Origin of the sequence: Aquabacterium sp. (assembly GCF_044226965.1) — a bacterium.
Classification (GTDB): Bacteria; Pseudomonadota; Gammaproteobacteria; order Burkholderiales; family Burkholderiaceae_C; genus Pseudaquabacterium.
Genome location: NZ_JBGAGA010000012.1, coordinates 68,444 through 93,263 on the forward strand (window position 1 = coordinate 68,444; position 24,820 = coordinate 93,263).

Below are 24,820 nucleotides of genomic sequence, written 5' to 3' on the forward strand. Positions count from 1 at the left end.
GACGCCCTGCCATGAAACAGGCGGCGCCTGTCGATCCCGGCGTGGCTCGATCGTCGTGTGGCAGGACCCCACCCACCACTGGAGCAAGCCATGCCCAAGATGATCTTCGTCAGCCTGCCGGTCACCGACCTCCGCGCCTCGATCGCGTTCTACAAAGCCCTCGGCTTCACCCAGAACCCGCAGTTCAGCGACGACAACTCCGCCTGCATGGTGTGGAGCGAGGCGATCTACGCGATGCTGTTGACGCACGCCAAGTGGCGCAGCTTCACCGAACGGCCGCTGCCACCCGCCGGCACCAGCGCGGTGATGCTCTCGCTGTCGCTGGACGACCGCGCGGCGGTCGATGCGATGAACAGCGCCGCCGCCGCCCACGGCGGGCGGGCCGACGTGAACCCAGTGCAGGACCTGGGCTTCATGTACGCCCGCGACCTGGCCGACCCCGACGACCACCTGTGGGGCGCCTTTTGGATGGACCCGGCGGCGGTGCCGCCCGCCGGAGCCTGACGAAGGCCGCGGCGGGGCCACGGCGCCCGTGGCCTGCCAGCCGCGACTGGACTGCCCACCCTAGGCGCACAGGGCCGGTTTGGGTTTCGCTGCCTAGAAGCCGGCTCCACACTGCAGCCGGACTGTTCCACTGCCTTCACGAAAGCGCCCCATGAGCGAAACCACCCTGCGTACCGTCACCCTCGAAACCGTCGCCAACTATCGCCAGGCGGCCGAGCACACGATCAGCGCCTACCGCGCCAGCGGCCATCGCCTGCTGGGCCTGATGAGCCGCAATGTCGAGCGCGCCACGCAGCGCGGTGCCGAACGCGTGGCGCCGCGCCTGGCCGCCGCGCTGCGCCGCACCAGCAGCAAGGTGACCGTCGCCGCCGCGCGTGGCATCGACGCCGTCAGCGCCCGCAGCGAGCGCGCGCTGGACCTGGGCGGCGATGGCATCAGCCAGGGCCTGGGCCGTGTCGCCGACATCGTCGAAGGCATCGAGAACCGCTACCTCGCCGGCGGCCTGCAGGCAGCCGCACGCATCAGCCTGACCGGCGCCCGCGCCGCGCTGGGCCTGTCGCGCACGCTGCTGGCCGGTGCCGACAAGCTGTCGACCGCCGCCGCAGGTCCGGTGAAGGTCACCAAGCGTGCATCAACGCCGCGCCGCGCCGCGAAGACCGCCGCCAAGCCGGCCCGCGCGGCCGCGAAGAAGGCTCCGCGCAGCCGCCGCGCCGCGGTCTGAGCACTGCGGCCTGAGCGCCGGGCGCGGGTGATGGGGCTCAGAGCCCCGCCATCTTCTCCATCTCTTCCGTGTAGCGCGCGCCCGCCACTTCGATGCGCGCGGCCGCGGCATCGATGCCGGCGATGTCCTCGGCCGTCAGCACCAGGTCGAGCGCACCGAGATTCTCTTCGAGCCGGTGCAGCTTGGTGGTGCCGGGGATCGGCACGATCCAGGGCTTGCGCGCCAGCAGCCAGGCCAGCGCCACCTGCGCCGGCGTGGCCTGCAGGCGCGTGGCCACGCTGCGCAGCAGCTCGATCAAGGCCTGGTTCTGCGCCCGCGCCTCGGGCGTGAAGCGCGGCATCTTGTTGCGCATGTCGCCTTCGCCGAAGCCGGCGCTGGCATCGATGGCGCCAGTCAGGAAGCCGCGGCCCAGCGGGCTGAAGGGCACGAAGCCGATGCCCAGCTCTTCCAGCGTCGGCAGGATCTGCGCCTCGGGGCCGCGCGTCCACAACGAATACTCGCTCTGCAGCGCCGTCACCGGCTGCACCGCATGCGCGCGGCGGATCGTCGCGGCCGAGGCTTCGCTCAGGCCGAAGTGGCGCACCTTGCCTTCGCGGATCAGGTCCTTCACGGTGCCGGCCACGTCCTCGATCGGCACCGCGGGGTCGACGCGGTGCTGGTACAGCAGGTCGATGGTCTCGATGCCCAGGCGCTGCAGCGATGCCTCGCACACCTCGCGGATGTGCGCGGGCCGGCTGTCCACGCCCTGCAGACTGTTGCCGCCGGGCTGGATGCGGAAGCCGAATTTGGTGGCGATCACCACCCGGTCACGCACCGGTCGCAGCGCTTCGCCGAGCAGCTGCTCGTTGGTGAAGGGCCCGTAGACCTCGGCGGTGTCGAAGAACGTGACGCCGCGTTCCACCGCGGCGCGCAGCAGCGCGACACCGGTGGCGGTGTCCACCGCGGTGGCATAGCCCGAACTCAGGCCCATGCAGCCCAGGCCGAGCGCGGACACGGTGAGGCCGCTGCGGCCCAGCTGGCGTTGATTCAACATGAAGACTCCCTGTGGCTTGGACGAGGATATCCGGTGCTAGCGACGGCTAGCGCCCGAGCTGCTGCTCGCGCAGCTGCTTGATGTCGCGCGCCGGTGGCGCGCCGAAGAAGCGGCTGTACTCGCGGTTGAACTGGCTCTGGCTTTCGTAGCCGACGCGGTGGCCGGCCGTGGCCGCGTCCAGCTGCTCGGCCAGCATCATGCGGCGCGCCTCCTGCAGCCGCAGCTCCTTCTGGAACTGCAGCGGGCTCATCGCTGTGGCGGCCTTGAAGTGGTGGTGCAGCGACGAGACGCTCATGTGCACCGCGTCGGCCAGCGCCTCGACCCGCAAGGGCTCGGCGAAGCGCTGGCGCAGCAGGCCGATGGCCTGGCCGATGCGCTGCGTGTGGCTGTCGGCCAGCGCCATCTGCGCCACGCGCCAGCCTTCGGGCGCGGTGAGCAGTCGGTACAGGATCTCGCGCGTGACCAGCGGCGCCAGCGCGCGCAGGTCCTGCGGCGTCTGTAGCAGGCGCACCAGGCGCAGCACCGGCTCCAGCAGCGCGGAGTTGACCGGCGCGGTGTACAGCCCGCGGGCCGCGCCGCGCCGTGCGCCCAGCAACGCCGGATCGAGCTCGAGCGCCAGCGCGGCGATCTCGTTGACGTCGAACTGCAAGCGCAAGCCCAGGTACGGTGCCTCGGGCGAGGCATCGACCACCTGGCCGGTTACGGGCAGGTGCTGCGCCACCACCAGGTGGTGGCTGCTGTCGTACACATGCACCTCGCCGCCCAGGTGCACCCGCTTGCAGCCCTGCGCCAGCACGCACAGCGCCGGCTCGTAGTGGGTGTGCACCGGATGCTGGGTGTGCGACACGCGGGTCAGCGTCAGCCGCGGCAGCGCGGTGGCATGCGGGCCGTCGCGGCCGGTCAGGCCTTCGATCAGCGCGGCCAGTTCGGCGCGCAGCACCGTCAGCTGCAGCGGATCGGCGGCGCGCCGGGCCAGCGGGGAGGTCGAGATCACCATGGCGCCAAGCATAGGCAGAGCCGGCCGGCTTGTCTCGCGCCAGCACGCCGGCCTGCAGGATCAGGCAAGGATTGCCACCGATCCTGCAAACGGCGACCCGGTGCTATCGTGCCCCGACGCCGCCAAGCCCGACCCCCATGGCCCAGACCGCCACGCTGTTCAACCAGTCGACCCGCTTCCAGCCCCTGGCGCCCAGGCCCGGCGTGCCGCCGTCGCTGAAGAAGGTGCTGATCGTCGGCGGCGGCTCCGCCGGCTGGATGAGCGCGATGATCCTCGGCCAGGCGCTGCTGGGCAGCGGCGTCGAGATCACGGTGCTGGAATCGCCCAGCGTCGGCATCATCGGTGTCGGCGAAGGCTCAACGCCCTGGCTGCGCGGCTTCTTCGAAGGCCTGGGCATCCCCGAATCGGAATGGATGCCGCCCTGCAATGCCACCTACAAGTGCGGCATCACCTTCGAGGGCTGGAGCCGCAAGCCCGGCTACGAGCGCTACTTCCATCCCTTCGCGTCGATGCTGGACAACCTGACGATGACGCAGTTCGTGCACAACGTGCATGCGCGCATCAACGGCGCCGACGTGCCGGCGCACCCCAACCGTTTCTTCGTCGCCGCGCGCCTGGCCGAGCAGTGCCTGGCGCCGAAGCCGGCCTACCAGTTCCCTTTCGACGTCTGGTACGGCTACCACTTCGATTCGGTGCTGCTGGGCCAATTCCTGCAGAAGAAGGCCGTCGAGCGCGGCGTGCGCCACCTGCAGGGCCACGTCACCGACGTGCAGCTGAACGAACGGGGCGACATCGCGTCGGTGCGCACGCAGGAGGGCCAGACGATCGCGGCCGACTTCTTCGTCGACTGCACCGGCTTCGCGTCGCTGCTGCTGCAGAAGGCGCTGGCCACGCCTTTCGTGAGTTATGCCGAGAACCTGTTCAACGACGCGGCGATCGCGATGCCCTCGCCGATCAGCGGCGAGATTCCGTCGCAGACCGTGTCGTACGCGATGCGCCATGGCTGGCGCTGGCAGATTCCGCTGACCAGCCGCTACGGCAACGGCTATGTCTACAGCACCGCGTTCTGCTCGCCCGACGAAGCCGAGCGCGAGTTGCGCGAGACGCTCGGCCTGCTGGACGACCCGACGCCGGCGCGGCACCTGAAGATGCGCATCGGCCGCGTCACCGAGCACTGGCGCCGCAACTGCCTGGCGGTGGGCCTGTCGCAGGGTTTCATCGAGCCGCTGGAGGCCACCGCGCTGCTTTTCATCCAGCGCACGGCCGAGCGCTTCGTGGGTTATGTCGAGCAGGGGCGGATGGACGACAGCGCGCGCGCCGAGTTCAACCAGCAGGTCAACGGGCATTTCGAAGGCACGCGCGACTACATCGTCACGCACTACAAGACCAACTCGCGCACCGACACCGAGTACTGGCGCGCCAATGCCGCCAACATGCACCTGTCCGACGACCTGAAGCGCCTGCTGACGCTGTGGCTGCACGGCCGCAAGATCGCGCCGGAGATCGACAAGCAGGCCATCGGCCGCGGCTACCCGGTCTTCTCGTGGTACTGCCTCCTGGCCGGCATGGGCCTGTTCCCCGAAGCGCAGGACCTGCGCGCGCCCACGGCCGACGAAGCACGCTTCAGCCTCGAAGAGATCGACAACCTGATCGCGCGCAGCGCGCTGAACTTCCCGAAGCACCACACGCTGCTGGCCGACATTCCGCCGCCGCGCACCGACAAGGCGCTGCAGATCTATTTCTGGTGACGGACGCGCGGCTCAGCCTGCGGTCGGCACCGCGCGCGGGTCCAGCGTCTGCGCCACCAGCCGCCGCAGCGCCGGGGGCTCGGGGCCCAGGTGCAACGCCATGCGCTTCTCGCGCAAAGCGGCATCCGATGCGTTGAAACGGATCAGGCGCCGCTGGTGCTCGACCCAGTTCTCGTCGACGTAGTACTCGGTGTAGCGCCCGGGCTCGGCCGAGTCCTTGAACAGGCCCCAGGACAGTGCGCCCTGGCGCAGCCGGGCGCGCCGCGTCTCCTGCATCACCGCGACGAATTCGGCCTCGCGCGCGGGGTCGATGCGGTAGTCGATCATCACCATCACCGGCCCTTCGTGCGGCGCGATGGGCACGGCCGGCTCGGGCAGGCTGCGCGCCGGCACCGGGCTGAAATCGGCGACCTCGCCCTGGTCGATGCGCAGGTGGCGCGTGAACGCCAGCGCCAGCAGGCCGAACACCGAGGCGCCCACCACCGCCCAGCGCACGCTGCTGAAGGCCGCCACCTGGCCCCACACGAAGGCGCCGGCAGCCGAGCCGCCCATCAGCGCGGTCTGGTAGATCGACATGCCGCGCGCACGCACCCAGTCGGGCAGCGCCATCTGTGCCGACAGCGTCAGCGAGTTGGCCACCGAGATCCAGGCCATGCCCACGATCACCATCGCCGGCAGCGCCACCCACAGCTCGGGCACCAGCACCGGCAGCACGGCAAACAGCGCGTGCACCACGGTGCCCACCAGCACGAACTGGTCGCGGTCGAAACGTGCGCGCCAGCGCGGGAAATACAGCACCGCCACGATGGCGCCGCCGCCAATGCACGACAGCATCACCGTGAAGGTGGCCGGCCCGCCGCCATGCAGCCGGCGCGCCACCAGCGGCAGCAGCGCCACCAGGCCATAGACCTGGAAGAAGAACACGAAGATGCGCAGCAGCACCACCTTCAGCTCGGGCGCCTGCAGCGCGAAGCCGAGGCCCGCGCGCATCGCGCCGACGAAGCGCTCGCCCGGCAGCGGGCTGGCTTCGGGCTGCGAACGCCAGCGCAGGATCAGCACCATCGCCACCGCCGCCAGCAGCGCGTTCAGCACGAACACCGCGGCCGGGTTCACCAGCGCGATCAGGCCACCGGCGGCGATCGGCCCGATCACCCGCGACAGGTTCATCGAGATGCCGTTGAGCCCCAGCGCGGCCGACAGGTGCTCACGCGAGACCACCTCGGGCACGATGGCGGCAAACACCGGCCAGCGCGTGGCCAGGCCGATGCCGTTGAGCGCCGTCAGCAGCAGCAGCAGCGGCGCGTTCAGCTCGCCCAGCGTGGACAGCACCGCCAGCACCAGCGCCACCGCCAGCACCCAGGCCTGGGTGCCGGCGAAATAGCGACGACGGTCGACGATGTCGGACATCGCGCCGCTGGGAATGCCGAGCAGGAACACCGGCAGCGTCGACGCGGTCTGGATCAGTGCCACCATCACCGGGCTGGTGGTGAGCGAGGTCATCAGCCAGGCGGCCGCGACGTCGTTCATCCACATCGTCAGGTTGGCCGCCAGCCACGCGAACCACAGGCCGCGGAAGACCGGGTTGTGCAAGGGGGCCAGCGCGGCGGGGGTGGGCATTGGCGGAACGCGGGATTGGCGGAGCAGCCACGTAGTATCGGCGCTCGCCCCTGCCCGGGGCAGCGCACCGGCCGCTGACACCCGAAGCGCGCGGCCGCGGCAATAGTGCACCGCGTGTCCCCGGCGCGCCGGCGGCGGCCTACAGTGGCCACCACACCGCCGACCGGCTGCCGCCCGGCGGCGCGGTGAAACCCACCGATTTCGCGACGACACGACCAGGGAGGTCGACCATGAGTGCCCCTTCGTTCAATGCCCGCATCCTGCCGCTGCCGCAGGTGGACATCAGCCCGTTCACGCCCGATGCGGCACCGGGCGCGCGTTCGGTGGGCCTGGCCTTCTCCGGCGGCGGCAGCCGCGCCCTCACCTGCGCGATGGGCCAGCTGCGCGGGCTGCGCCTGCTGGGCCTGCTGGACGACGTGTTCGCGATCTCGTCGGTCTCCGGCGGTACCTGGGCCAATGCGCTGTACAGCTTCCTGCCCGAGCGCATCAGCGACGACGATTTCCTGGGCATCCCGGTGCTGGACCCGAGCCTGCTCACGCTGTTCGAAGGCCCGTACGCGCTGGACCAGCTGCCGCCCGGCAACCTGGGCTGGGTGCCCACCGGCCTGGGCCTGTTCAACGACCTCGACGAGATCCTGAAGCTCAAGCTCGAGTACGGCTACCCGAACGCCGACCTGTGGCAGGGCCTGATCGGCGACCGCATCCTGGCGCGCTATGGCCTGTTCGAGCCGGATGCCCAGGGCTTCGACAGCCACTACTTCAGCTGGACCGATGCCTACCTGCGCCTGCCCAACGGCACGCTGGCGCGCAACCCTCAGCTCAGCGCTGGCCAGTTCCGCACGGTGCAGCGGCAGCGGCCGTTCCCGATCTTCAACACCGCGATCTTCACCAATGACGGCGTGGATGCCGAGCTGGCGCCCTTCGAGGCCAATTTCATGCTTGGCGTGCGCAATGCGCTGCCGGCCGGCAGCGGCCGGATGGGCGCCATCGGCGGCGGCCTGCTCGACAGCTTTGCGATGGGCAGCCGGTACCAGGGCGAAGGCCCGGCCGGCTCCGGCACCGTGAGCACCAGCGTGCCGGCACGGCCCTTCGCGCTGAACGACATCGTCGGCTGCAGCAGCGCCGCCTTCGCGCAGGTGCTGGAGGAGAAGTACACCGAGCTGAAGGGCATCGTGCCGCGCTACGGCTACTGGCCGGTGCAGGCGCGCGGCACGCAGCCGGCGCTGAGCTACCGCTTCGCCGACGGCGGCAGCCTGGAGAACATGGGCCTCAACGCGCTGCTGGCGCGCGGCGTGCCGCGCATCATGGCCTTCGTCAACACCGATGAGGCGATCTACCGCGACGATGCCAGCCGCGACATCGTCGTCAGCAGCGACATCCCGCCGCTGTTCGGCTTCCAGCCCTGGGTCGCCGGCAAGGGCTACGTACCCTATGCGCAGGACCCGGGCAGCGGCGCCACGCGGCTGTACCGCCACAACCAGGTGTTCCCGAGCAGCCAGTTCCAACCCTTGCTGAACGCGCTGTACGCGGCGCGCCAGGCCGGCGGTGCGATGCTGGTGACGCAGCAGCTGCAGGTGCTGGCCAACAGCTGGTTCAACGTGCCGGCGCAGGGCAGCGTGACGGTGCTGTGGGTCTACAACGACTTCGTGCAGAGCTGGTGGAACGAGTTGCACGAAGACGTGCGCCTGGCCATCGATGCCGAGGGGCTGGGCCAGTTCCCGCGCTACAACACCTTCACGCAGCTGGAACTGTCGGCCACGCTGGTGAATGCGCTGGCGCACCTGAGCTGCTGGAACCTGGCCTCGTCGTCGACCCTGGGCAATCCCGGCGGGCAGACGAATGCGCAGGTGGTGCAGGCCCTGTTCAACGCTGCCTGAGGCAGCTCAACGCGTCACGATCGGGAAGGTGCCCGGGGCCTTGTCCAGCAGCGCGAAGAAGCGGCCCAGGTCGATCCTGCTGCCGTCGATCTTGGTCTCGTCGGACAGCAGCAGGTCCTTGGCCCCGGCGCCGCCGGTCATCATGCGCAGGAAGAACGCCTTGGTCAGCGTCAGTGTCGCGTTGGCGTCGGCCGCCGCCGCGTCGGCGCGCCGGAAGTGCAGCACCGCGTTCTCGGTCCACAGCACGAAGCGGTCGCCCGAATCGGAGAACACCAGGTTGATCTTCAGGTTCACGCCCTCGGCCTTCGGCCCGTTCAGCGCACCGGCCATCGCTTCGAGGAAGCGTTCGATCGGCGTGTACTGCAGCATCTCCAGCAGCGCCTCGCGCTTCAGGCCCTGCGTCGGCGGGCCCTGGCGCAGTTCCAGCGCGCCGGTGAGGTAGAAGTTGCGCCAGGGCGCGGCCTCGGCCAGGTAGCCCAGTTGCTCGAAGCTGCGCGCCAGCAGCTCGCGCGCGGCCTGGTCCTTGCCGTCGGCATACACCGCGTGCTTCAGCAGCTCGGCGGCCCAGCGGTAGTCGCCGGCATCGAAGGCCTGCTGCGCGGCCGCGCGCACTTTCTCGGACCCGCCCATCAGCGCCACGTAGCGCTGCGCGGTGGGCACCGGCGGCAGCGGGTCCAGGTTGGCCGGGTGGGCGTCGAACCAGCCCAGGTAGAACTGGTAGATCGCCTTCACGTTGTGCCGCACGGTGCCGTAGTAGCCGTGCACGTTCAGCTCGTCCTGCAGCGTCTTGGGCAACTGGATCTGCTCGGCGATCTCGGGCGCGGTGAGGCCGGCGTTCATCAGCCGCACGGTCTGGTCGTGGAGGTAGCGGTAGGTGTCGCGCTGCTTGACGATGAAGTCGCGGATGCGCTCGGCGCCCCACACCGGCCAGTGGTGCTGGTTGAACACCACCTCGGCGCCGGCGGTGTAGGCCAGCGCGTCGTCGAGGTAGCCGGCCCACTTCAGCGTGTCGCGCACCTTGGCGCCGCGCAGCGTGTACAGGTTGTGCAGCGTGTGGCTCATGGTCTCGGCGCCGCAGAAGGCCTTGCGCTCCGGGATCTCGAACACGAACTCCGACGGCGCCTCGCTGCCCGGCACGTTGTGGAACACGAAGCGCAGGCCGTCGACCGTGAGCTCCTGGCGCGGCTGGTCCACCACCACGGTGGGCGGCAGGATGCCGATGCTGCCGAAGGCCACTGCCTTGCCCAGGCCGGTGTCCACCAGTCCCCGGGCATTGCGCGGCAGCAGGTTGCCGTACATGTAGGCGGCGCGCCGGCCCATCGCGGTGCCCATCAGCACGTTCTCGCTGGTGGCTTCCTCGATGAATCCGCCGGGCGCGATCACCGGCACCTGGCGTGCCTTGGCCTCCTCGGCCGACAGCACGCCCAGCGCACCGCCGAAGTGGTCGACGTGGCTGTGCGTGAAGATCACCGCCGACACCGGCTTGTTGCCCAGGTGCTGGCGCGCGAAGGCCATCGCGGCGGCCGCCGTTTCACGCGAAGTGAGCGTGTCCACGACGATCCAGCCGGTCTTGCCCTCGATCAGGCTGATGTTGGCGAGGTCGAAGCCGCGCAGCTGCCAGATGCCCTCGGTCACCTTGAACAGGCCCACCTGGTTGTTCAGCACGGCCTGCCGCCACAGGCTGGGGTTGACCGTGGCCGGCGCGGCGCCCTGCAGGAAGGCGAAGCTGTCGTAGTCCCACACCAGGTTGCCCTGCGCGTCCTTCACCTGGCCTGTGGGCGCGGCGACGAAGCCGCGCTTCGCATCGGCCAGCGCGGACGGGTCGGCCTGCTCGAGGGCCTTGGCCACCGCCGCCTGGGCCTGCTGCACGGCGGCCGCGGCGTCGCCGGCGGCCACAGGCGGCGCGGCCGACTTCGAGCAGGCGGCCAGGGCAAGGGCCAGCAGCAGGGCCGGCGCGAGGAAGGGTGAGGCAGGCAGGCGCATGGCCGGCGATCATTCACAATCGCCGAACTTGTGTCCAATGCATTCGAAACATCCTGACGATGCGCTGAACTCATGCTGCTGGAACTGCGCCACCTGCGACACCTGCTGGCCCTGGCCGAGCATGGCCACTTCGGCCGTGCGGCCGAGGCGGTGCACCTGACCCAGCCGGCGCTGTCGCGCAGCCTGCAGGCCATCGAGGCCAGCGTCGGTGCCGCGCTGTTCGAACGCCGCCGCGGCGCGATCGAGCCTACCGAGATCGGCCGCCTGCTGCTGCGCCATGCGCAGGCGCTCGATGCCTCGTCGCGCGACCTCGAGCGCGAGATCCGGCTCACCAAGGGCCTGGAGCTGGGTGAGCTGCGCATCGGCGTCGGGCCCTTCGGCGGCTCGGCGCTGGTGGGGCCGGTGGTCGGCCGGCTGAACCGGCTGCATCCGGGGCTGCGCATCGGCCTGGTGGTGGCGCCGTGGCAGGAACTGCCCGAGCGCGCCCGCACGCGCGAGGTGGACCTTGTGGTGGCCGAGCTGAGCGAGATCGACGCGCTGGACGACTTCGAGACGCGGGCGCTCGCCGCACACACCGCCTGCGTGGTCTGCCGGCCCGGCCATCCGCTGACGCAGGCGACGCGGCCGCGGCCGCAGCAGCTGTTCGACTACCCGCTGGCCGGGCCGCGCATGCCGGCCCGCGCGCTGCGGGCCCTGGCCGCGATGGCGCCGGCCGGCGTGCGCGCGCGCCTGCACCAATCGGACCCGGCGGCGCTGCAGGCCATCGAGTGCGACAGCTCGACCATCCTGAAGAGCATCCTGAAGGAATCGGACGCGGTCTCCATGATGCCGCGCTTCATGGTCGAGGCCGATGTGCGGGCCGGCCAGCTGGCGATGATTGCCGGCATCCGGCTCGACGTGCAGGCGCGCTTCGGCGCGGCCTGGCTGAAGCACCGCTCGCTGTCCGGCGCCGCGGCGCGCTTCATCGCGCTGCTGCGCGAGCACGACGCGGCGCTGGCCCGGCCGGCCGCCGCGCGGCGGCGCGCGCGTTCAGCGCAGGAATGACGCGGCCAGCACCACCAGCGTGCCGGCCATCAGCAGGTTGAAGGCGCGCTGCCGCCGCGGGTCCTTCAGCAGGCCGCGGATGGCCACGCCGAACAGCGCCCACATCGAGATGCACGGAAAGCCGATGGCCCAGCCGATGGTCGACACCAGCAAGGCACCGCTCACCACGTCCAGCCCGGGCGGCATGAACACCGAGGCCACGGTGATGGCCTTGACCCAGCTCTTTGGGTTGATGGCCTGGAACAGCGCGCCCTGCCACAGGGTGAGCGGCCGCGGCGCCCGCCCCTCGCCCACCGTGGTGCCGGCCAGCCGCGTGGCCAGGTAGACCAGGTACAGCGCGCCACCCACGCGCAGCAGCCACTGCGCCGTCGGGTGACCGGCGACCAGCACGCCCAGGCCGAGGCAGGTGACGAAGGTCTGCACGAAGCCACCGAGGTTGATGCCGACGATCTGCGGCAGCGCGCCGCGGTAGCCGAAGTTCGCGCCCGAGGCGGTGAGCATCACGTTGTTCGGCCCCGGGGTGCTGGACATCACGAAGCAGTAGGTCATCAGCGGCAGCAGTTCGGTCACGGCATCGGCGGGGTGTTGAAGGCAAGGTCTGCAGCGTAGGCAGACCCACACCGCACGCCTAGGCACAGCGCCGACGCATTCGCGCGTCATCTGTTGCGGTCCGCTGCTTTTGTATGATGGCCCGCCCCGCAAGCACTGCAGCGCTACCCACAAGGCGGCGCGAGAGGAGAAGGCGATCGACGCCGACCTGTTGAAGAAGTTGCGCATCGACGCCGACGATCGCGACGTACCCGATCGCTCGTCGCGCCCCTGGTTGTGGCCCCTGCTGGGACTGCTGCTGCTGCTGGCCGGTGGTGGCGCCGGTTGGTGGTGGATGACAACACGGCCGCTGCCGGTGCAGACCGCCACCGCCATCGCCCCCGGCAGTGTCGGCAGCGGGGCCGTGGCGGGCGCGCTGCTGCAGGCCACCGGCTACGTCACCGCGCGGCGCCAGGCCACGGTGTCCACGCAGATCACCGGCACCTTGACCCAGGTGCTGATCGAGGAAGGCGACCGGGTGCAGAAGGGCCAGGTGCTGGCGCGCCTGGAAGACAGCGCGCTGCGCGCGGCGCTGAATGCCGCGCAGGCCAACCTGGCCGCGGTGCAGGCCCAGGTGGCGCAGGCACAGGCCCAGCTGGCGCAGGCCGAGTCCGACCTGAAGCGCCAGAACGAACTGGCCGCCAGCGGCATGACGACGAAGCAACTGGCCGAGCAATCGCGCACCGCGGTGCACACCGCGGCCGCGGTGCTCGAGGCGCGCCGCCGCGAGGTCGATGCCTCGCGTGCGCAACTGGCGCAGGCGCAGGTCAACTTCGACTACACGGTGGTGCGCGCGCCCTTCGCCGGCGTGGTCACCAACAAGGCCGCGCAGGTCGGCGAGATCGTCTCGCCGCTGTCGGCCGGCGGCGGCTTCACGCGCACCGGCGTCGGCACCATCGTCGACATGGACTCGCTCGAGGTCGACGTCGATGTCAACGAGGCCTACATCGGCCAGGTCAAGCCCGACATGCCGGCCGAGGCCGTGCTCGATGCCTACCCGGACTGGAAGGTGCCGGCGCATGTGATCGCCATCGTGCCCGCCGCCGACCGCGGCAAGGCCACCGTCAAGGTGCGGGTCGCGCTCGAGCAGAAGGACGGGCGGCTGGTGCCCGACATGGGCGTGCGTGTGTCCTTCCTCGGCGAGAAGCCGGCGGCCGCGCCGAAGGACGCGCCAGCCATGAAGGGCGTGCTGGTGCCGCCGCAGGCGCTGGCCGAGCGCGAGGGCCGCAGCGTCGTCTTCGTCGTCAGCGAAGGCCATGTGCAGCAGCGTGCGGTGAAGGCCGCTGCGCAGGCCGTCGGCACGATGAAGCTGCTGCCCGAAGGCCTGAAGGCCGGCGAGGTGGTGGTGCTGTCGCCACCGGCCCAACTGCGCGACGGCATGGCCGTCAGCACCGACGGCGGCAAGTCCTGATCCCCTCCGAAGCAGGAGTCCAGCGAGATGACGAAGTTGATCGAGATCCGCGACCTCTCCAAGGTCTACGCGCGCGGCCGGCAGAAGGTGGAGGTGCTGCACCACATCGAGCTCGACGTCGAGCAGGGGGACTTCGTCGCGCTGATGGGCCCCTCGGGCTCGGGCAAGACCACCTTGCTGAACCTGATCGGCGGGCTGGATGCGCCCACCGGCGGCAGCATCACGGTCGGCGGCCAGCGCATCGACCAGCTCGGTGCCTCGGCACTGGCCAAGTGGCGCGCGTCGACGGTGGGCTTCGTGTTCCAGTTCTACAACCTGATGCCGATGCTCTCGGCCCAGCGCAACGTCGAACTGCCGCTGCTGCTGACCAAGCTCTCGGGCAGCGAGCGGCGCAAGCGCGCGGCCATCGCGCTGGAACTCGTGGGCCTGGCCGACCGTGCCGCGCACAAGCCCACCGAGCTGTCGGGCGGCCAGCAGCAGCGGGTGTCGATCGCCCGCGCGATCGTCTCCGACCCCGCCCTGCTGGTGTGCGACGAGCCCACCGGCGACCTCGACCGCCAGTCGGCCGAAGACGTGCTGCAGCTGCTGCGCGCACTGAACCGCGACCATGGCAAGACCATCGTGATGGTGACGCACGACCCCAAGGCCGCCGACTACGCCAAGCACACGCTGCACCTGGACAAGGGCAGCCTGGTCGAGCAGGCCACGACGGCCTAACGCCAGAAGGAGCCGGCCATGAAGTACCTGCACCTGGTCTGGGCCGCGCTGTTCCGGCGCAAGACTCGCACGATGCTGACGCTGGTGTCCATCATCGCGGCCTTCCTGCTGTTCGGCCTGCTCGACGCGGTGCGTACCTCGTTCAGCCAGGCCGGCCAGAGCGCCAATGGCGCCGCGCGGCTGCAGACGGGCTCGAAGCTGTCGTTCATCCAGTTGCTGCCCTCTTCGCTGTTGGGCCGGATGCAGCAGCTGGACGGCGTGAAGCTGGTGACCTATGCCAACTGGTTCGGCGGCGCCTACCAGGACCCGCGCAACGCGGTGTTCAGCTTCGCGGTGGCCCCGAACTACCTGGACGTGTACCCCGAGATCCAGGTCAGCGAGGCAGAGCGCAAGGCCTTTGCCGAGACGCGCCAGGGCGCCCTGGTCGGCGAACGGCTGGCCGAGAAATACAAGTGGAAGGTGGGCGACCAGATCCCGCTGCAATCGCAGATCTTCCCGGACCGCAGCGGCAGCAAGAACTGGTCGTTCCGGATCGTCGGCATCCTGCATGCGACGGACAAGAAGACCGGCGGCTTCTTCGACCAGATGTTCCTGCTGAACTGGAAATACTTCGACGACACCACGCCGTACAACCAGGGCCAGGTGGGCTGGTACGTGACGCGGGTGGCCGACGTCAACCAGGCCGACAGGGTGGCCAGGGCGATCGATGCGCTGTCGGCCAACTCCGACCACGAGACCCGCACGCAGACCGAGCAGGCCGCCACCGCCTCGTGGTTCAAGCAGCTGGCCGACATCGGGCTGATCGTCGGCTCGATCATGGGCGCGGTGTTCTTCACGCTGCTGCTCCTGTCGGGCAACACGATGATGCAGGCGGTGCGCGAGCGCACCAGCGAGCTCGCGGTGCTGAAGACCATCGGCTTCTCCGCGCGCAGCGTGCTGCTGATGGTGCTGGCCGAATCGATGCTGCTGCTGCTGCTGGGCGGCCTGGTCGGCATGGCGCTGGCCACGCTGATCATCCCGATGGTGAGCGCCGGCAGCGGCGGCATGCTGAACCTGCCGACCATCGGCGCGAGCAGCTGGGTACTCGGGCTGGGGCTGATGCTGGCCATCGGCATCGCGGTGGGCGCGGTGCCGGCCTGGAGCGCGATGCGGCTGAACATCGTCGACGCCCTGGCTGGCCGCTGAACGGAGGCGCCAGGTGAACGCATTGATCAACCTGTTGCTGCTGCTGGGCCTGGTGGCGGCGATGGCCGTGTGGGTGATGCTGCCCTGGCCCGGCGCGCTGGCGCTGGCCCTGCTGCTGGCACTGTGGCTGGCCTTCAGCCGCCGCGGCGGGCAGACGCGCTCGGTGGCCGCGGTGGGCATCAGCACGCTGACGCAGCGGCTCGGCCCCTCGGCGGTGATCGTCGTCGGCATTGCCGGCGTGGTGGGCGTGCTGGTGGCGCTGCTGGCGATGGCCGAGGGCTACAGCCAGACGCTGCGCGGTACCGGCAGCGAGGACGTGGCGATCGTGATGCGCGGCGGCTCGGCCTCGGAAGTGGCTTCGGTGCTCGACCGCGACAGCGCCACGCTCGTCGCGCAGGGGCCGGGCATCGCGCGCAACGACAAGGGCGAACCGCTGGCCTCGCCCGAGATCGTGGTGGCCGCCAACCTGCCCCTGCGCAAGGGCGAGCCGGGCGAGGAAGGCAGCGTGCAGCTGCGCGGTGTCGGCGAACAGGCCTTCGCGGTGCGGCCGCAGCTGAAGATCGTCGAGGGCCGATCGTTTGCGCCGGGACTGCGCGAGCTGATCGTCGGCCGCGGAGCGGCGCGGCAGTTCGCCGGCATGGTGCCGGGCAACACGGTGCGACTGGGCTCGCAGCAATGGACCGTGGCCGGCGTGTTCGCCTCGGGCGACGCGATGGAGTCCGAGATCTGGGCCGATGCCAGCGTGGTGGCCGATGCCTACCGCCGCGGCAGTGGCCGCAACTCGGTGATCGTCAAGCTCGGCGAAGCCAAGGCCTTCAACGAGTTCAAGGCCGCGCTCGAAGCGAACCCTCAGCTGAAGGTGGACGTGAGCACCACGCTGGACTACTTCACGAAGCAGTCCGAACGCGTCACCCAGGTGCTGCGCATCATCGGCATCACGGTGGGCAGCATCATGGGCATTGGCGCCATGTTCGGCGCGCTGAACACGATGTTCGCCGCGGTCGCCGCGCGGGCGCGCGAGATTGCCACCTTGCGCGCCATTGGCTTCACCGGCGTGCCGGTGGTCGTGGCGGTGATGCTGGAGACCATGCTGCTGGCACTCGTCGGCGGCCTGGCCGGCGGGCTGATCGCCTGGGCCCTGTTCAACGGCTACAACGCCTCGACCATGACCGCGGGCAGCGTCGGCCAGCTGAGCTTCCAGCTGCGCGTCACGCCCGAACTGCTGTGGACGGGCCTGAAATGGGCGCTGGCCATCGGCTTCATCGGCGGGCTCTTCCCGGCGATGCGCGCCGCGCGGCTGCCGGTGACGACGGCCCTGCGGGAGCTTTGAGCGCGCGCGGATCCGGCGCCCGGCTCAGCTGCCCTGGGCCGGGCGATCGCCCAAGGCCAGGTCCAGCATCATCGCGTTGGCCAGCGTGGCGAGTTCCTGCTTCAGCGCGTCGGCGGTGACGGCCGCCGGCGCCAGCAGGTGCGCCCGCACCTTGAAGATCGGCCTGGCGGCCCCTTCGCGGCTGGCCAGCTCGGTGTGGATGTGCTCGATGCTGACACCGCGTTCGGCCAGGATGCGGGTGAGCTTGCTGATGATGCCGACCTGGTCATCGCCCACCAGTTCGAGCTCCAGGCCGCGCAGGCCGGCGGCGGGGCTGCCGCCTTCGCTGCTGGCCACCATCACGCGCAGGTCGTGGGCTTCGAGCTCGCGCAGCGCCTGCGCCAGGCTTTCGGCCTTGTCGCGCGGGACCTCGAAGTGCACCATGCCGGCGAACTGGCCGGCCAGGCGTTCCATGCGGCTGGCCGTCCAGTTGGCGCCATGGCGCTGCGCACGGTCGGACAGCAGGCTGACGATGCCGGGGCGGTCCGGGCCCATCACGGTGGCCACCACCGAGGTGGTGCTGCTGGGCTGGTCCTCGGTCAGCACCACGGCGCGGCGGATCATCGGCGCCTTGGTCGCGAAACGCGGGTCCTGCGTCTTGCGCGGCAGCTCGCCGTGGTCGCGCGCATGGCGCACCACGCGGGTCAGCAACTCGAAGCCCATCGGCGCCAGCGCGCGTTCCCACAGCTCGCGCGCGCCTTCGCCCTTCAGCACGAAGCACCAGTCCTGCGCGGCGATGTCGCCGGCGTCCCAGCCGTCGGCCAGGTGGTAGACCGAGCCGCCGGCGATCGGGTCGCCCGACAGGATGGTCCACTCGACCGCCGCGATGCCGCGGTGCCGCGGCAGCAGCGAGGGGTGGTAGCCCACGCCGCCCAGGCGCGCGCGGGCCAGCGCCGCGTCGCTGACGCGCGCATGGGTGTGCGCGGCCAGGATCAGGTCGGTGCCCTCGGCAATGGCCTCGCCGGGCACGACCTTCGGGTTCTGCAGCACATGCACGGGCAGGCCGGCGGCGCGGCCGGCCACGGCCAGCCGGTCATCCGCGGCCGGCGCCACGATGCTCGTGAACTCGACGCCCGGCTCCTGGCGCAAGGCCTCCAGCACCGCGGCACCGAAATAACGGGATCCCACCAACGCGCACTTCATGATCAGCTTGCACCTCCAGCGGCAGGGACCATAGCAGACTCGTGCGCCGCGCCGCGGCGCGGCATGGCGGCGGCATCGGCCTGGGCCTGGGCCAGCAGCCACTGGCGGAACAGGCCGAGCACGGGTCGCTCGTGCTCGACCTCGGGCGTGACGAGGTAGTAGCCGCGCTGGCCGCGCAGCGGCTTGTCGCAGGCGACGCGCAGTTCGCCGCGCGCCAGCTCGGCCTGCACCAGCATGCGTGGCACCAGCGCCACGCCGATGCCGTGCGAGGCCGCCACCGCCAGCATCGAGAACAGCTCGTAGCGCGGGCCCTGCAGCGCACGTGGCGCGGCCACGCCCATGGCCTCGAACCACTGGCGCCAGGCCTCCGGCCGGGTGCTCTGCTGCAGCAGCGGCAGCGCGGCCAGGTCGCGCGGGGTCCAGCGCTTGCGCGCGGCCAGCAGCGCGGGGCTGGCCACCGGCACCACTTCCTCGGTCATCAGCAGCAGCGCGCGCGTGCCGGCCCAGTGCGCCACCTGCTGCGGCGTGCCGGCGTACAGCGCCGCGTCGTGCTCGGTCTGCGCGAACATGAAGGGCCGGGTCTGCGTGTCCACGTGCAGCGTGATGTCCGGGTGCGACGCGGCCAGCGCGGGCAGGCGCGGCAGCAGCCAGCGCGTGGCGAAGGTCGGCACCGCGGCCAGGTGGATCGCGCCGCCGGAGTTCGGCAGCGCCATCGCATCGAGCGTGTCGCGCTCCAGGCCCTCGAGGCGGCTGGCCACCTGGCGCGCATAGGCGGCGCCGGCGGGTGTCAGCGCCACGCCGTGCCGGGTGCGGCGGAACAGCGCGATGCCGAGGAAGGCCTCGAGCGCCGCGATCTGGCGCGACACCGCGCCCTGCGTCAACGCCAGCTCGGCCGCGGCGCGGGTGTAGCTTTCGTGCCGCGCCGCGGCCTCGAAGCATGACAGGCCCTGCAGCGACGGGATCTTGCGCGCCATGACATGCCCTCCTGGCACAAGCTTCGGTCCGCCCACGGGGAACGGGGGACACCAGACATTCTGCCAGTGCATATCTGGGTGCCAAAGAATCGGTTGCCGAGTGCGCGGGCCGGGCCTAGCATCCAGGCCATTCCCTGCCCTGCCACCCCTTCTTTCCGGAGCGAGACACCACCATGGCCAAGCACGCCGCCTTCCAATGGGACGACCCGCTGCTGCTGGACGCCCAGCTCACCGACGACGAGCGCGCGGTGCGCGACGCCGCGCGCAGCTATTGCCAGGAACGCCTGGCACCGCGGGTGCTGGAAGCCTTCCGCCACGAGAAGATGGACGCCACCATCTTCCCGGAGATGGGCGAGCTGGGCCTGCTCGGACCGACCATCCCCGAGGCCTACGGCGGCGCCGGCATGAACTACGTCTGCTACGGCCTGGTGGCGCGCGAGGTCGAGCGCATCGACTCCGGCTACCGCTCGATGATGAGCGTGCAATCGTCGCTGGTGATGGTGCCGATCAACGAGTTCGGCACCGAAGCGCAGAAGCAGAAGTACCTGCCCAAGCTGGCCAGCGGCCAGTGGATCGGCTGCTTCGGCCTGACCGAGCCGAACCATGGCTCCGACCCCTCGAGCATGATCACCCGCGCCCGCAAAGTGGCCGGCGGCTACAGCCTCAGCGGCGCGAAGATGTGGATCACCAATTCGCCGGTGGCCGACGTGTTCGTCGTGTGGGCCAAGGACGACGAAGGCGCGATCCGCGGCTTCATCCTCGAGAAGGGCTGGAAGGGCCTGAGCGCGCCGGCGGTGCACGGCAAGGTCGGCCTGCGCGCCAGCATCACCGGCGAGGTGGTGATGGACGAGGTGTTCTGCCCCGAGGAGAACGCCTTCCCCGAGGTGCGCGGCCTGAAGGGCCCCTTCACCTGCCTGAATTCGGCGCGCTACGGCATTGCCTGGGGCGCGCTGGGCGCGGCCGAGGACTGCTTCCACCGCGCCCGCCAGTACACGCTGGACCGCAAGCAGTTCGGCCGCCCGCTGGCCGCCAACCAGCTGGTGCAGAAGAAGCTGGCCGACATGGAAACCGAGATCGCGCTGGGCCTGCAGGGCTGCCTGCGCCTGGGCCGCATGAAGGACGAGGGCACCGCGTCGGTCGAGGTCACCTCGATCCTCAAGCGCAACAGCTGCGGCAAGGCGCTGGACATTGCCCGCGTCGCGCGGGACATGATGGGTGGCAACGGCATCAGCGACGAGTTCGGCGTCGCGCGCCACCTGGTGAACCTGGAGGTCGTGAACACCTACGAAGGCACGCACGACATCCACGCGCTGATCCTGGGGCGTGCCATCACCGGCATCGCCGCGTTCAGCAACTGATTGCGCCCGCCACGATGAGCGGCCCCCAGATGCTGCAGGGCATTCGTGTCCTGGATCTTTCGCGCGTGCTGGCCGGGCCGTGGAGCGGCCAGCTGCTGGCCGACTACGGCGCCGACGTCATCAAGGTCGAGCGCCCCGAGACGGGCGACGACACGCGCGCCTGGGGCCCGCCGTGGTGGGGTCCGGCCGAAGACCGCACCGCGGCGTACTACCTGAGCTGCAACCGCGGCAAGCGCTCGATCGCGATCGACATCGCCACGCCGGAGGGCGCGGCGCTGGTGAAGCAGCTCGCCGCCGAGGCCGACGTGGTGCTGGAGAACTACAAGGTCGGCCAGCTCGCGAAGTACGGGCTGGACTACGCCAGCCTCGCGGCGCTGAACCCGCGCCTCGTCTACTGCTCGGTCACCGGCTACGGCCAGGACGGGCCCTATGCGCAGGCGGCCGGCTACGACTTCGCGATCCAGGCCACCGGCGGGCTGATGAGCATCACCGGCGAGAAGGATGGCACGCCCGGCAGCCAGCCGCAGAAGGTGGGCGTGGCGGTGGCCGACCTGTTCACCGGCCTGTACGCCAGCACCGCCATCCTCGCCGCGCTGATCGAGCGCGGTCGCACCGGCCGCGGCCGGCACATCGATGCCGCGCTGCTCGATGTGCAGGTGGCGATGCTGGCCAACCAGGCCAGCAACTACCTGGTCGGCGGCAAGACGCCCAAGCGCATGGGCAACGCGCACATCAACGTCGTGCCCTACCAGGTGTTCGCCACCAAGGACGGCCACATCGTGCTGGCGGTGGGCAACGACGGTCAGTTCGCGCGCTTCTGCGCGCTGGGCGGCGAGGCCGCGGTGGCCGAGGACCCGCGCTTCAAGACCAACAGCGCGCGGCTCGCGCACCGCGACGACCTGATCGCGATCATTGGCCCGTGGATGCTGACGCGCACCACCGCCGAATGGACCGCGCTGCTGGAGCCCAATGCCGTGCCCTGCGCGCCGATCCTCGAAGTGCCCGAGGTGCTGACGCACCGCCAGGTCGTGGCGCGCGGCATGCAGGTCGATGTGCACGGCATCCCGATGATCGCCAACCCGATGCGGCTGGACGGCCAGCGCCCGCAGGCCGACCTGCCGCCGCCGCGGCTGGACGAACATGGCGCGGCGATCCGTGACGCATTGGCGCGCGATGGCCGTTGGCCGAGCCGGGACAAGGACTGATGTCAAGGCGCCGGCGGCAGCGGCTTCTTAAAATGCCGCAGTGCATCATCTGCTGAACGCCGATCTCCACAGCCACTCCACGCTGTCGGACGGGACGCTCGAACCCGAAGCCCTGGCCCGCCGCGCCGCCGACAACGGCGTCGAGCTCTGGGCCCTGACCGACCACGACGAACTCGGCGGCCAGGCGCGCGCCGCGGCGGCCGCGCAGGCCGCGGGCATTGCGTGGCTGGGCGGCGTGGAGATCTCCGTCACCTTCGCCGGCGAAACCGTGCATGTCGTCGGATTGGGCGTCGACGCCGCCGACGCAGCATTGCAGGCGGGCCTGGCACGCACCCGCGAAGGCCGCCTGCAGCGCGCGCGCGAGATGGCCGAGGGCCTGGCCAAGGTCGGGCTCAAGGGCGCCTACGAAGGCGCGCTGGCCTATGTGCACAACCCCGACCTGGTGGCCCGGACGCACTTCGCGCGCTGGCTGGTCGACACCGGTGTGTGCCGCGACAACGGCGAGGTGTTCCGCCGCTACCTGGTCGAAGGCAAGCCGGGCTACGTGCCGCACCGCTGGGCCGGGCTGGGCGAGACGGTGCGCTGGATCCGCGGGGCCGGCGGCGTGGCGGTGATCGCCCACCCGGGCCGCTACAAGTTCACGCCCACCGAGGAATACGCGCTGTTCAGCGAGTTCAAGGCCCACGGCGGCGAAGGCGTGGAGGTGCTCACCGGCAGCCACGGCACGGCCGACGTCACCAAGTACACGCAGATGGCGAAGGAATTCGACCTGGCCGCCTCGCGTGGCAGCGACTTCCATGGCCCCGGCGAAAGCCGTATCGACCTGGGCGACCTGCCCGACCTGCCCGGCGGCCTGCAGCCGGTGTGGGAACGGCTGCAGCACCGCATCCGTCAACCGGCCCCTACTGCTTGACGCCGTAGGCCTTCTTCATCTCCTCGAGGTACTTCATGCGTTCCTCGGGGCTCATGCTCTGCAGCTTCTTCGGGTCGAAGCCCGCCGGCGGGCCGCCCTGCGGCTGCGCGGTGGGGTTGATGGTCATGCCCGCCATGCGGATGTCGCCCGGCTTCATGCCGGCCGGGCAGGCGCCGCCGTAGTTGGCCTTCACCACCATGTGCATCTGGCTCATGCCATGGCGCGGCGGGGTGAAGGTCATCGTGTTGTCGACCGTGTAGCTGCTGTTGGTGTCGCCGGTCATGCGGGCCTGGATCCGGGTGATGCCCTCGGCGCCCTTGCATTCCGCTTCGTACTCGACGCCCCCGCTCACCTTCTTCAGCGAGGTCTGCCTGCATTCGGCCTTGTCCTCTCGGCCGGACATGCCGCGGCGCTGCATCGCCTCGTCGGTCTTCTCGTCGATGCACTGCTGCGACTTCATCGGCTGGCCGCCCATGGTGTCCATCTGCATCGACAAATCCCACAGGCCGGGCTTACGCTTGGGCATGCCGTCGTCGGCATGCGCCACGGCAGCGCCCAGCAGGGCCGCCAGCGCGACAGCGACGGCGTTGAGTCGGATGGTGCTTGGCATGTTCATAATCCCGGCTTCCTCGAGGCTTGGCGACCGCGCCCCATGGCGGCCATCCCAGCCGGGATCATGCATGTCGCAATACTTCGAAGTCCACCCCGACAACCCGCAGCCGCGCCTGCTGAAGCAGGCCGCGCAGATCCTGCACGACGGCGGCGTCTGTGCGGTGCCCACCGATTCGAGCTACGCGCTGGTGTGCCACCTCGACGACAAGGCGGCCGCCGAAGCGCTGCGCCGCATCCGCCAGGTCGACGAGCGGCACCACCTGACGCTGCTGTGCCGTGACCTGTCGGAGCTGGCCAGCTACGCGCGTGTCGACAACCGCCAGTACCGGCTGCTGAAGCTGGGCACGCCGGGGCCCTACACCTTCATCCTCGAGGCGACGAAGGAAGTGCCGCGGCGCCTGTCACACCCGTCGCGCCGCACCATCGGGCTGCGCGTGCCGGACCACCGGGTGACGCAGGAGCTGCTGGGCATCCTCGGCCAGCCGCTGCTGGCCACCACGCTGATCCCCGCCGGCCAGACCGAGCCGCTGAACGACCCACACGAAATCCGCGCGCATTACCAGAAGACGCTGCAGGCGGTGGTGGACGCGGGCGCCTGCCCGATGGAGCCGACCACGGTGATCGACCTCAGCGGCCCCGAGCCGGTGCTGGTGCGCGAAGGACGCGGCCCGCTGGATCGGCTGGGCCTGTAACGACAGCCAGCCGACAGGCTGGGTCAGAGGCTGGTACCGCTGGTCCAGGCCTTGCGGATCAGCTGACCGCATTGCCGCGAGCCGTCCATGCCACCGTCGGCCATGCGCGCCAGCACGCCGTAATAGCTGCGCGTCGCGTCGATCCAGGGGTAGAAGCCCAGGGCGCCCAGGCTGTTGAACGACCCATCGCCACCGGCATCGTCTTCGACCCAGTGGCCCAGCGAGTAGTGCCAGGGGCTGCTCACCGGCGATACCAGCGCCTGGTTCAGGCCACAGGCACTGGGGCTGGTGCAGACCTTGTTGCTGCCGAGCAGGCTGCCCATCTTCAGCTGCTTGTTCATCAGCTTGCGCAGGAAGCGCGCGTAGGCATCGGGCGTGGCATAGGCGCCGATCGCCATCGCTGGCTGGTTGTAGCCGATCGCCAGGTCGGTGCCCAGCTGCGACTGCACCTCGGTGGCCAGCGCCTTGGGCAGCATCGCGCCCAGGCCCATGCCGCTGGCATGCTTCTGCATGTGGCCGCTGCCGTAGTAGAAGCGGTTGTCGGTGTTGGGGTTGTAGGTGCCGTTGCCGTTGCTGTTCAGGCAGGCATCCACGGTCTGCGTGGAGGTGCACGCGGTGTACATGTTGGTGTAGCCGCTGCGCAGGGTCAGGAACTTGATGTCGCTGGCGCTCAGCACGCCGCCGCGCTTCTGCGCGACATAGGACGCATACAGCCACTTCGAGGCCGAGGCGATGGCCATCGGCGTGTTGGCGTTGTAGGTCGTGGTGCTGGCGCCGCTGTTCACCGAGCCGGCCGCGAGCTTGCCGCTGGCCGCTCCAATTTCCCAATAGAACGGGCGCACCGTGCTGCAGGCATTGGTGCTGCTGCCGGCGGTGGCGGTGGCCGCCGCGATGCGCTGGCTGTCCGTGAGGCCTTGCACGGTGCGGCGCACCGCCGCCGTCGCATCGCCGGCCTGGGCCGAGACGGCGGGCGCGGGTTCCTCGCCGCCTCCACAGCCGGCCAGCACGCCGGCGAGAGACACGGACAACAAGGGCAGCAGGCAACGGCGCATGGTGATGACAGGCAAGAGAGATCGACTCTTGCGTCATCGGCCTGCCGCACCGGGCCTGCAGCGGCAATGTGAAAGCA

General features: G+C 70.4%; 22 protein-coding genes. 13 read left to right on the forward strand and 9 right to left on the reverse strand.

Features of this window, described 5'->3' with window-relative positions; all coding sequences use genetic code 11:
- Window positions 1–90 precede the first annotated feature (90 nt).
- Window positions 91–504 carry a VOC family protein gene (locus tag ACILR4_RS07825; protein ID WP_395700284.1) on the forward strand — a complete coding sequence of 138 codons (414 nt, stop codon included), beginning with the start codon at window positions 91–93 and terminating at the stop codon, window positions 502–504.
- Window positions 505–655: 151 nt separating this feature from the next.
- The gene (locus tag ACILR4_RS07830; protein WP_395700285.1) at window positions 656–1,225 is read left to right on the forward strand and encodes a hypothetical protein; all 570 of its coding nucleotides are present in this window, start codon (window positions 656–658) and stop codon (window positions 1,223–1,225) included.
- A gap of 37 nt (window positions 1,226–1,262) precedes the next feature.
- Here the strand turns inward: ACILR4_RS07830 and ACILR4_RS07835 are convergent, their stop codons facing one another.
- The gene (locus tag ACILR4_RS07835; RefSeq protein ID WP_395700321.1) at window positions 1,263–2,255 is read right to left on the reverse strand and encodes an aldo/keto reductase; all 993 of its coding nucleotides are present in this window, start codon (window positions 2,253–2,255) and stop codon (window positions 1,263–1,265) included.
- 49 nt (window positions 2,256–2,304) lie between these two features.
- Window positions 2,305–3,255: an AraC family transcriptional regulator N-terminal domain-containing protein gene (locus tag ACILR4_RS07840; protein ID WP_395700286.1), complete on the reverse strand. Its 951-nt coding sequence runs from the start codon at window positions 3,253–3,255 to the stop codon at window positions 2,305–2,307.
- Between the two features lie 137 nt (window positions 3,256–3,392).
- Here ACILR4_RS07840 and ACILR4_RS07845 point away from each other — a divergent pair, with 137 nt between their 5' ends.
- Window positions 3,393–5,003, forward strand: a complete 1,611-nt coding sequence (locus ACILR4_RS07845; RefSeq protein WP_395700287.1) for a tryptophan halogenase family protein — start codon at window positions 3,393–3,395, stop codon at window positions 5,001–5,003.
- 12 nt (window positions 5,004–5,015) lie between these two features.
- On the opposite strand, the gene ACILR4_RS07850 is transcribed toward ACILR4_RS07845, so the two are convergent.
- The gene (locus ACILR4_RS07850; RefSeq protein ID WP_395700288.1) at window positions 5,016–6,620 is read right to left on the reverse strand and encodes an MFS transporter; all 1,605 of its coding nucleotides are present in this window, start codon (window positions 6,618–6,620) and stop codon (window positions 5,016–5,018) included.
- A 230-nt stretch (window positions 6,621–6,850) separates the two neighbouring features.
- Here ACILR4_RS07850 and ACILR4_RS07855 point away from each other — a divergent pair, with 230 nt between their 5' ends.
- Window positions 6,851–8,497 (forward strand): hypothetical protein, encoded by a 1,647-nt coding sequence (locus ACILR4_RS07855; protein ID WP_395700289.1) that lies wholly within the window; start codon window positions 6,851–6,853, stop codon window positions 8,495–8,497.
- 6 nt (window positions 8,498–8,503) lie between these two features.
- Here the strand turns inward: ACILR4_RS07855 and ACILR4_RS07860 are convergent, their stop codons facing one another.
- Window positions 8,504–10,480: an alkyl/aryl-sulfatase gene (locus ACILR4_RS07860; RefSeq protein WP_395700290.1), complete on the reverse strand. Its 1,977-nt coding sequence runs from the start codon at window positions 10,478–10,480 to the stop codon at window positions 8,504–8,506.
- 72 nt (window positions 10,481–10,552) lie between these two features.
- Here ACILR4_RS07860 and ACILR4_RS07865 point away from each other — a divergent pair, with 72 nt between their 5' ends.
- Window positions 10,553–11,524, forward strand: coding sequence for a LysR family transcriptional regulator (locus ACILR4_RS07865; RefSeq protein WP_395700291.1), 972 nt, complete (start codon window positions 10,553–10,555; stop codon window positions 11,522–11,524).
- On the opposite strand, the gene ACILR4_RS07870 is transcribed toward ACILR4_RS07865, so the two are convergent.
- Complete coding sequence (locus tag ACILR4_RS07870; RefSeq protein ID WP_395700292.1) at window positions 11,510–12,094, reverse strand: LysE family translocator; 585 nt, start codon at window positions 12,092–12,094, stop codon at window positions 11,510–11,512. The genes ACILR4_RS07865 and ACILR4_RS07870 overlap by 15 nt on opposite strands.
- A gap of 190 nt (window positions 12,095–12,284) precedes the next feature.
- On the opposite strand from ACILR4_RS07870, the gene ACILR4_RS07875 reads away from it, so the two are divergent.
- From ACILR4_RS07875 to ACILR4_RS07890, 4 genes are read left to right on the forward strand one after another with little or no spacing between them, the layout of a single operon-like run.
- The gene (locus tag ACILR4_RS07875) at window positions 12,285–13,523 is read left to right on the forward strand and encodes an efflux RND transporter periplasmic adaptor subunit (protein ID WP_395700293.1); all 1,239 of its coding nucleotides are present in this window, start codon (window positions 12,285–12,287) and stop codon (window positions 13,521–13,523) included.
- A 27-nt stretch (window positions 13,524–13,550) separates the two neighbouring features.
- Window positions 13,551–14,240 (forward strand): ABC transporter ATP-binding protein, encoded by a 690-nt coding sequence (locus tag ACILR4_RS07880; protein WP_395700294.1) that lies wholly within the window; start codon window positions 13,551–13,553, stop codon window positions 14,238–14,240.
- Between the two features lie 18 nt (window positions 14,241–14,258).
- The gene (locus ACILR4_RS07885; RefSeq protein WP_395700295.1) at window positions 14,259–15,425 is read left to right on the forward strand and encodes an ABC transporter permease; all 1,167 of its coding nucleotides are present in this window, start codon (window positions 14,259–14,261) and stop codon (window positions 15,423–15,425) included.
- Window positions 15,426–15,438: 13 nt separating this feature from the next.
- Window positions 15,439–16,755: an ABC transporter permease gene (locus ACILR4_RS07890; protein ID WP_395700296.1), complete on the forward strand. Its 1,317-nt coding sequence runs from the start codon at window positions 15,439–15,441 to the stop codon at window positions 16,753–16,755.
- Window positions 16,756–16,779: 24 nt separating this feature from the next.
- Here the strand turns inward: ACILR4_RS07890 and ACILR4_RS07895 are convergent, their stop codons facing one another.
- Together ACILR4_RS07895 and ACILR4_RS07900 are read right to left on the reverse strand one after the other, a co-directional pair.
- Complete coding sequence (locus ACILR4_RS07895) at window positions 16,780–17,922, reverse strand: ACT domain-containing protein (RefSeq protein WP_395700322.1); 1,143 nt, start codon at window positions 17,920–17,922, stop codon at window positions 16,780–16,782.
- A 17-nt stretch (window positions 17,923–17,939) separates the two neighbouring features.
- Window positions 17,940–18,911, reverse strand: coding sequence for a LysR substrate-binding domain-containing protein (locus ACILR4_RS07900; protein WP_395700297.1), 972 nt, complete (start codon window positions 18,909–18,911; stop codon window positions 17,940–17,942).
- A gap of 173 nt (window positions 18,912–19,084) precedes the next feature.
- Here ACILR4_RS07900 and ACILR4_RS07905 point away from each other — a divergent pair, with 173 nt between their 5' ends.
- Genes ACILR4_RS07905 through ACILR4_RS07915 form a run of 3 tightly spaced genes read left to right on the forward strand, consistent with a single transcriptional unit; the run spans window position 19,085 to window position 22,387 of the window.
- Window positions 19,085–20,269 (forward strand): acyl-CoA dehydrogenase, encoded by a 1,185-nt coding sequence (locus ACILR4_RS07905; protein WP_395700298.1) that lies wholly within the window; start codon window positions 19,085–19,087, stop codon window positions 20,267–20,269.
- A 14-nt stretch (window positions 20,270–20,283) separates the two neighbouring features.
- On the forward strand, window positions 20,284–21,474 hold the full coding sequence (locus ACILR4_RS07910) for a CaiB/BaiF CoA transferase family protein (protein WP_395700299.1): 1,191 nt from the start codon (window positions 20,284–20,286) through the stop codon (window positions 21,472–21,474).
- A 40-nt stretch (window positions 21,475–21,514) separates the two neighbouring features.
- Complete coding sequence (locus tag ACILR4_RS07915) at window positions 21,515–22,387, forward strand: 3',5'-nucleoside bisphosphate phosphatase (protein WP_395700300.1); 873 nt, start codon at window positions 21,515–21,517, stop codon at window positions 22,385–22,387.
- On the opposite strand, the gene ACILR4_RS07920 is transcribed toward ACILR4_RS07915, so the two are convergent.
- A complete protein-coding gene (locus ACILR4_RS07920) occupies window positions 22,377–22,997 on the reverse strand; it encodes a DUF3617 domain-containing protein (RefSeq protein ID WP_395700301.1) in 621 nt (206 codons plus the stop codon). The genes ACILR4_RS07915 and ACILR4_RS07920 overlap by 11 nt on opposite strands.
- A gap of 70 nt (window positions 22,998–23,067) precedes the next feature.
- On the opposite strand from ACILR4_RS07920, the gene ACILR4_RS07925 reads away from it, so the two are divergent.
- Window positions 23,068–23,691, forward strand: coding sequence for an L-threonylcarbamoyladenylate synthase (locus ACILR4_RS07925; protein ID WP_395700302.1), 624 nt, complete (start codon window positions 23,068–23,070; stop codon window positions 23,689–23,691).
- Window positions 23,692–23,714: 23 nt separating this feature from the next.
- Here the strand turns inward: ACILR4_RS07925 and ACILR4_RS07930 are convergent, their stop codons facing one another.
- Entirely contained in the window at window positions 23,715–24,743 is a 1,029-nt protein-coding gene (locus ACILR4_RS07930) for a hypothetical protein (protein ID WP_395700303.1), read from the reverse strand.
- Window positions 24,744–24,820 lie beyond the last annotated feature (77 nt).

What these genes read in the sequence shown, in the direction of transcription:
- ACILR4_RS07930 (WP_395700303.1), bottom strand. Translation starts at nt 24,743, where the DNA reads ATGCGCCGTTGCCTGCTGCCCTTGTTGTCCGTGTCTCTCGCCGGCGTG.
- ACILR4_RS07860 (WP_395700290.1), bottom strand. Translation starts at nt 10,480, where the DNA reads ATGCGCCTGCCTGCCTCACCCTTCCTCGCGCCGGCCCTGCTGCTGGCC.
- ACILR4_RS07830 (WP_395700285.1), top strand. Translation starts at nt 656, where the DNA reads ATGAGCGAAACCACCCTGCGTACCGTCACCCTCGAAACCGTCGCCAAC.
- ACILR4_RS07880 (WP_395700294.1), top strand. Translation starts at nt 13,551, where the DNA reads ATGACGAAGTTGATCGAGATCCGCGACCTCTCCAAGGTCTACGCGCGC.
- ACILR4_RS07900 (WP_395700297.1), bottom strand. Translation starts at nt 18,911, where the DNA reads ATGGCGCGCAAGATCCCGTCGCTGCAGGGCCTGTCATGCTTCGAGGCC.
- ACILR4_RS07910 (WP_395700299.1), top strand. Translation starts at nt 20,284, where the DNA reads ATGAGCGGCCCCCAGATGCTGCAGGGCATTCGTGTCCTGGATCTTTCG.
- ACILR4_RS07905 (WP_395700298.1), top strand. Translation starts at nt 19,085, where the DNA reads ATGGCCAAGCACGCCGCCTTCCAATGGGACGACCCGCTGCTGCTGGAC.
- ACILR4_RS07920 (WP_395700301.1), bottom strand. Translation starts at nt 22,997, where the DNA reads ATGCCAAGCACCATCCGACTCAACGCCGTCGCTGTCGCGCTGGCGGCC.
- ACILR4_RS07925 (WP_395700302.1), top strand. Translation starts at nt 23,068, where the DNA reads ATGTCGCAATACTTCGAAGTCCACCCCGACAACCCGCAGCCGCGCCTG.
- ACILR4_RS07840 (WP_395700286.1), bottom strand. Translation starts at nt 3,255, where the DNA reads ATGGTGATCTCGACCTCCCCGCTGGCCCGGCGCGCCGCCGATCCGCTG.
- ACILR4_RS07845 (WP_395700287.1), top strand. Translation starts at nt 3,393, where the DNA reads ATGGCCCAGACCGCCACGCTGTTCAACCAGTCGACCCGCTTCCAGCCC.
- ACILR4_RS07825 (WP_395700284.1), top strand. Translation starts at nt 91, where the DNA reads ATGCCCAAGATGATCTTCGTCAGCCTGCCGGTCACCGACCTCCGCGCC.
- ACILR4_RS07850 (WP_395700288.1), bottom strand. Translation starts at nt 6,620, where the DNA reads ATGCCCACCCCCGCCGCGCTGGCCCCCTTGCACAACCCGGTCTTCCGC.
- ACILR4_RS07855 (WP_395700289.1), top strand. Translation starts at nt 6,851, where the DNA reads ATGAGTGCCCCTTCGTTCAATGCCCGCATCCTGCCGCTGCCGCAGGTG.
- ACILR4_RS07865 (WP_395700291.1), top strand. Translation starts at nt 10,553, where the DNA reads ATGCTGCTGGAACTGCGCCACCTGCGACACCTGCTGGCCCTGGCCGAG.
- ACILR4_RS07885 (WP_395700295.1), top strand. Translation starts at nt 14,259, where the DNA reads ATGAAGTACCTGCACCTGGTCTGGGCCGCGCTGTTCCGGCGCAAGACT.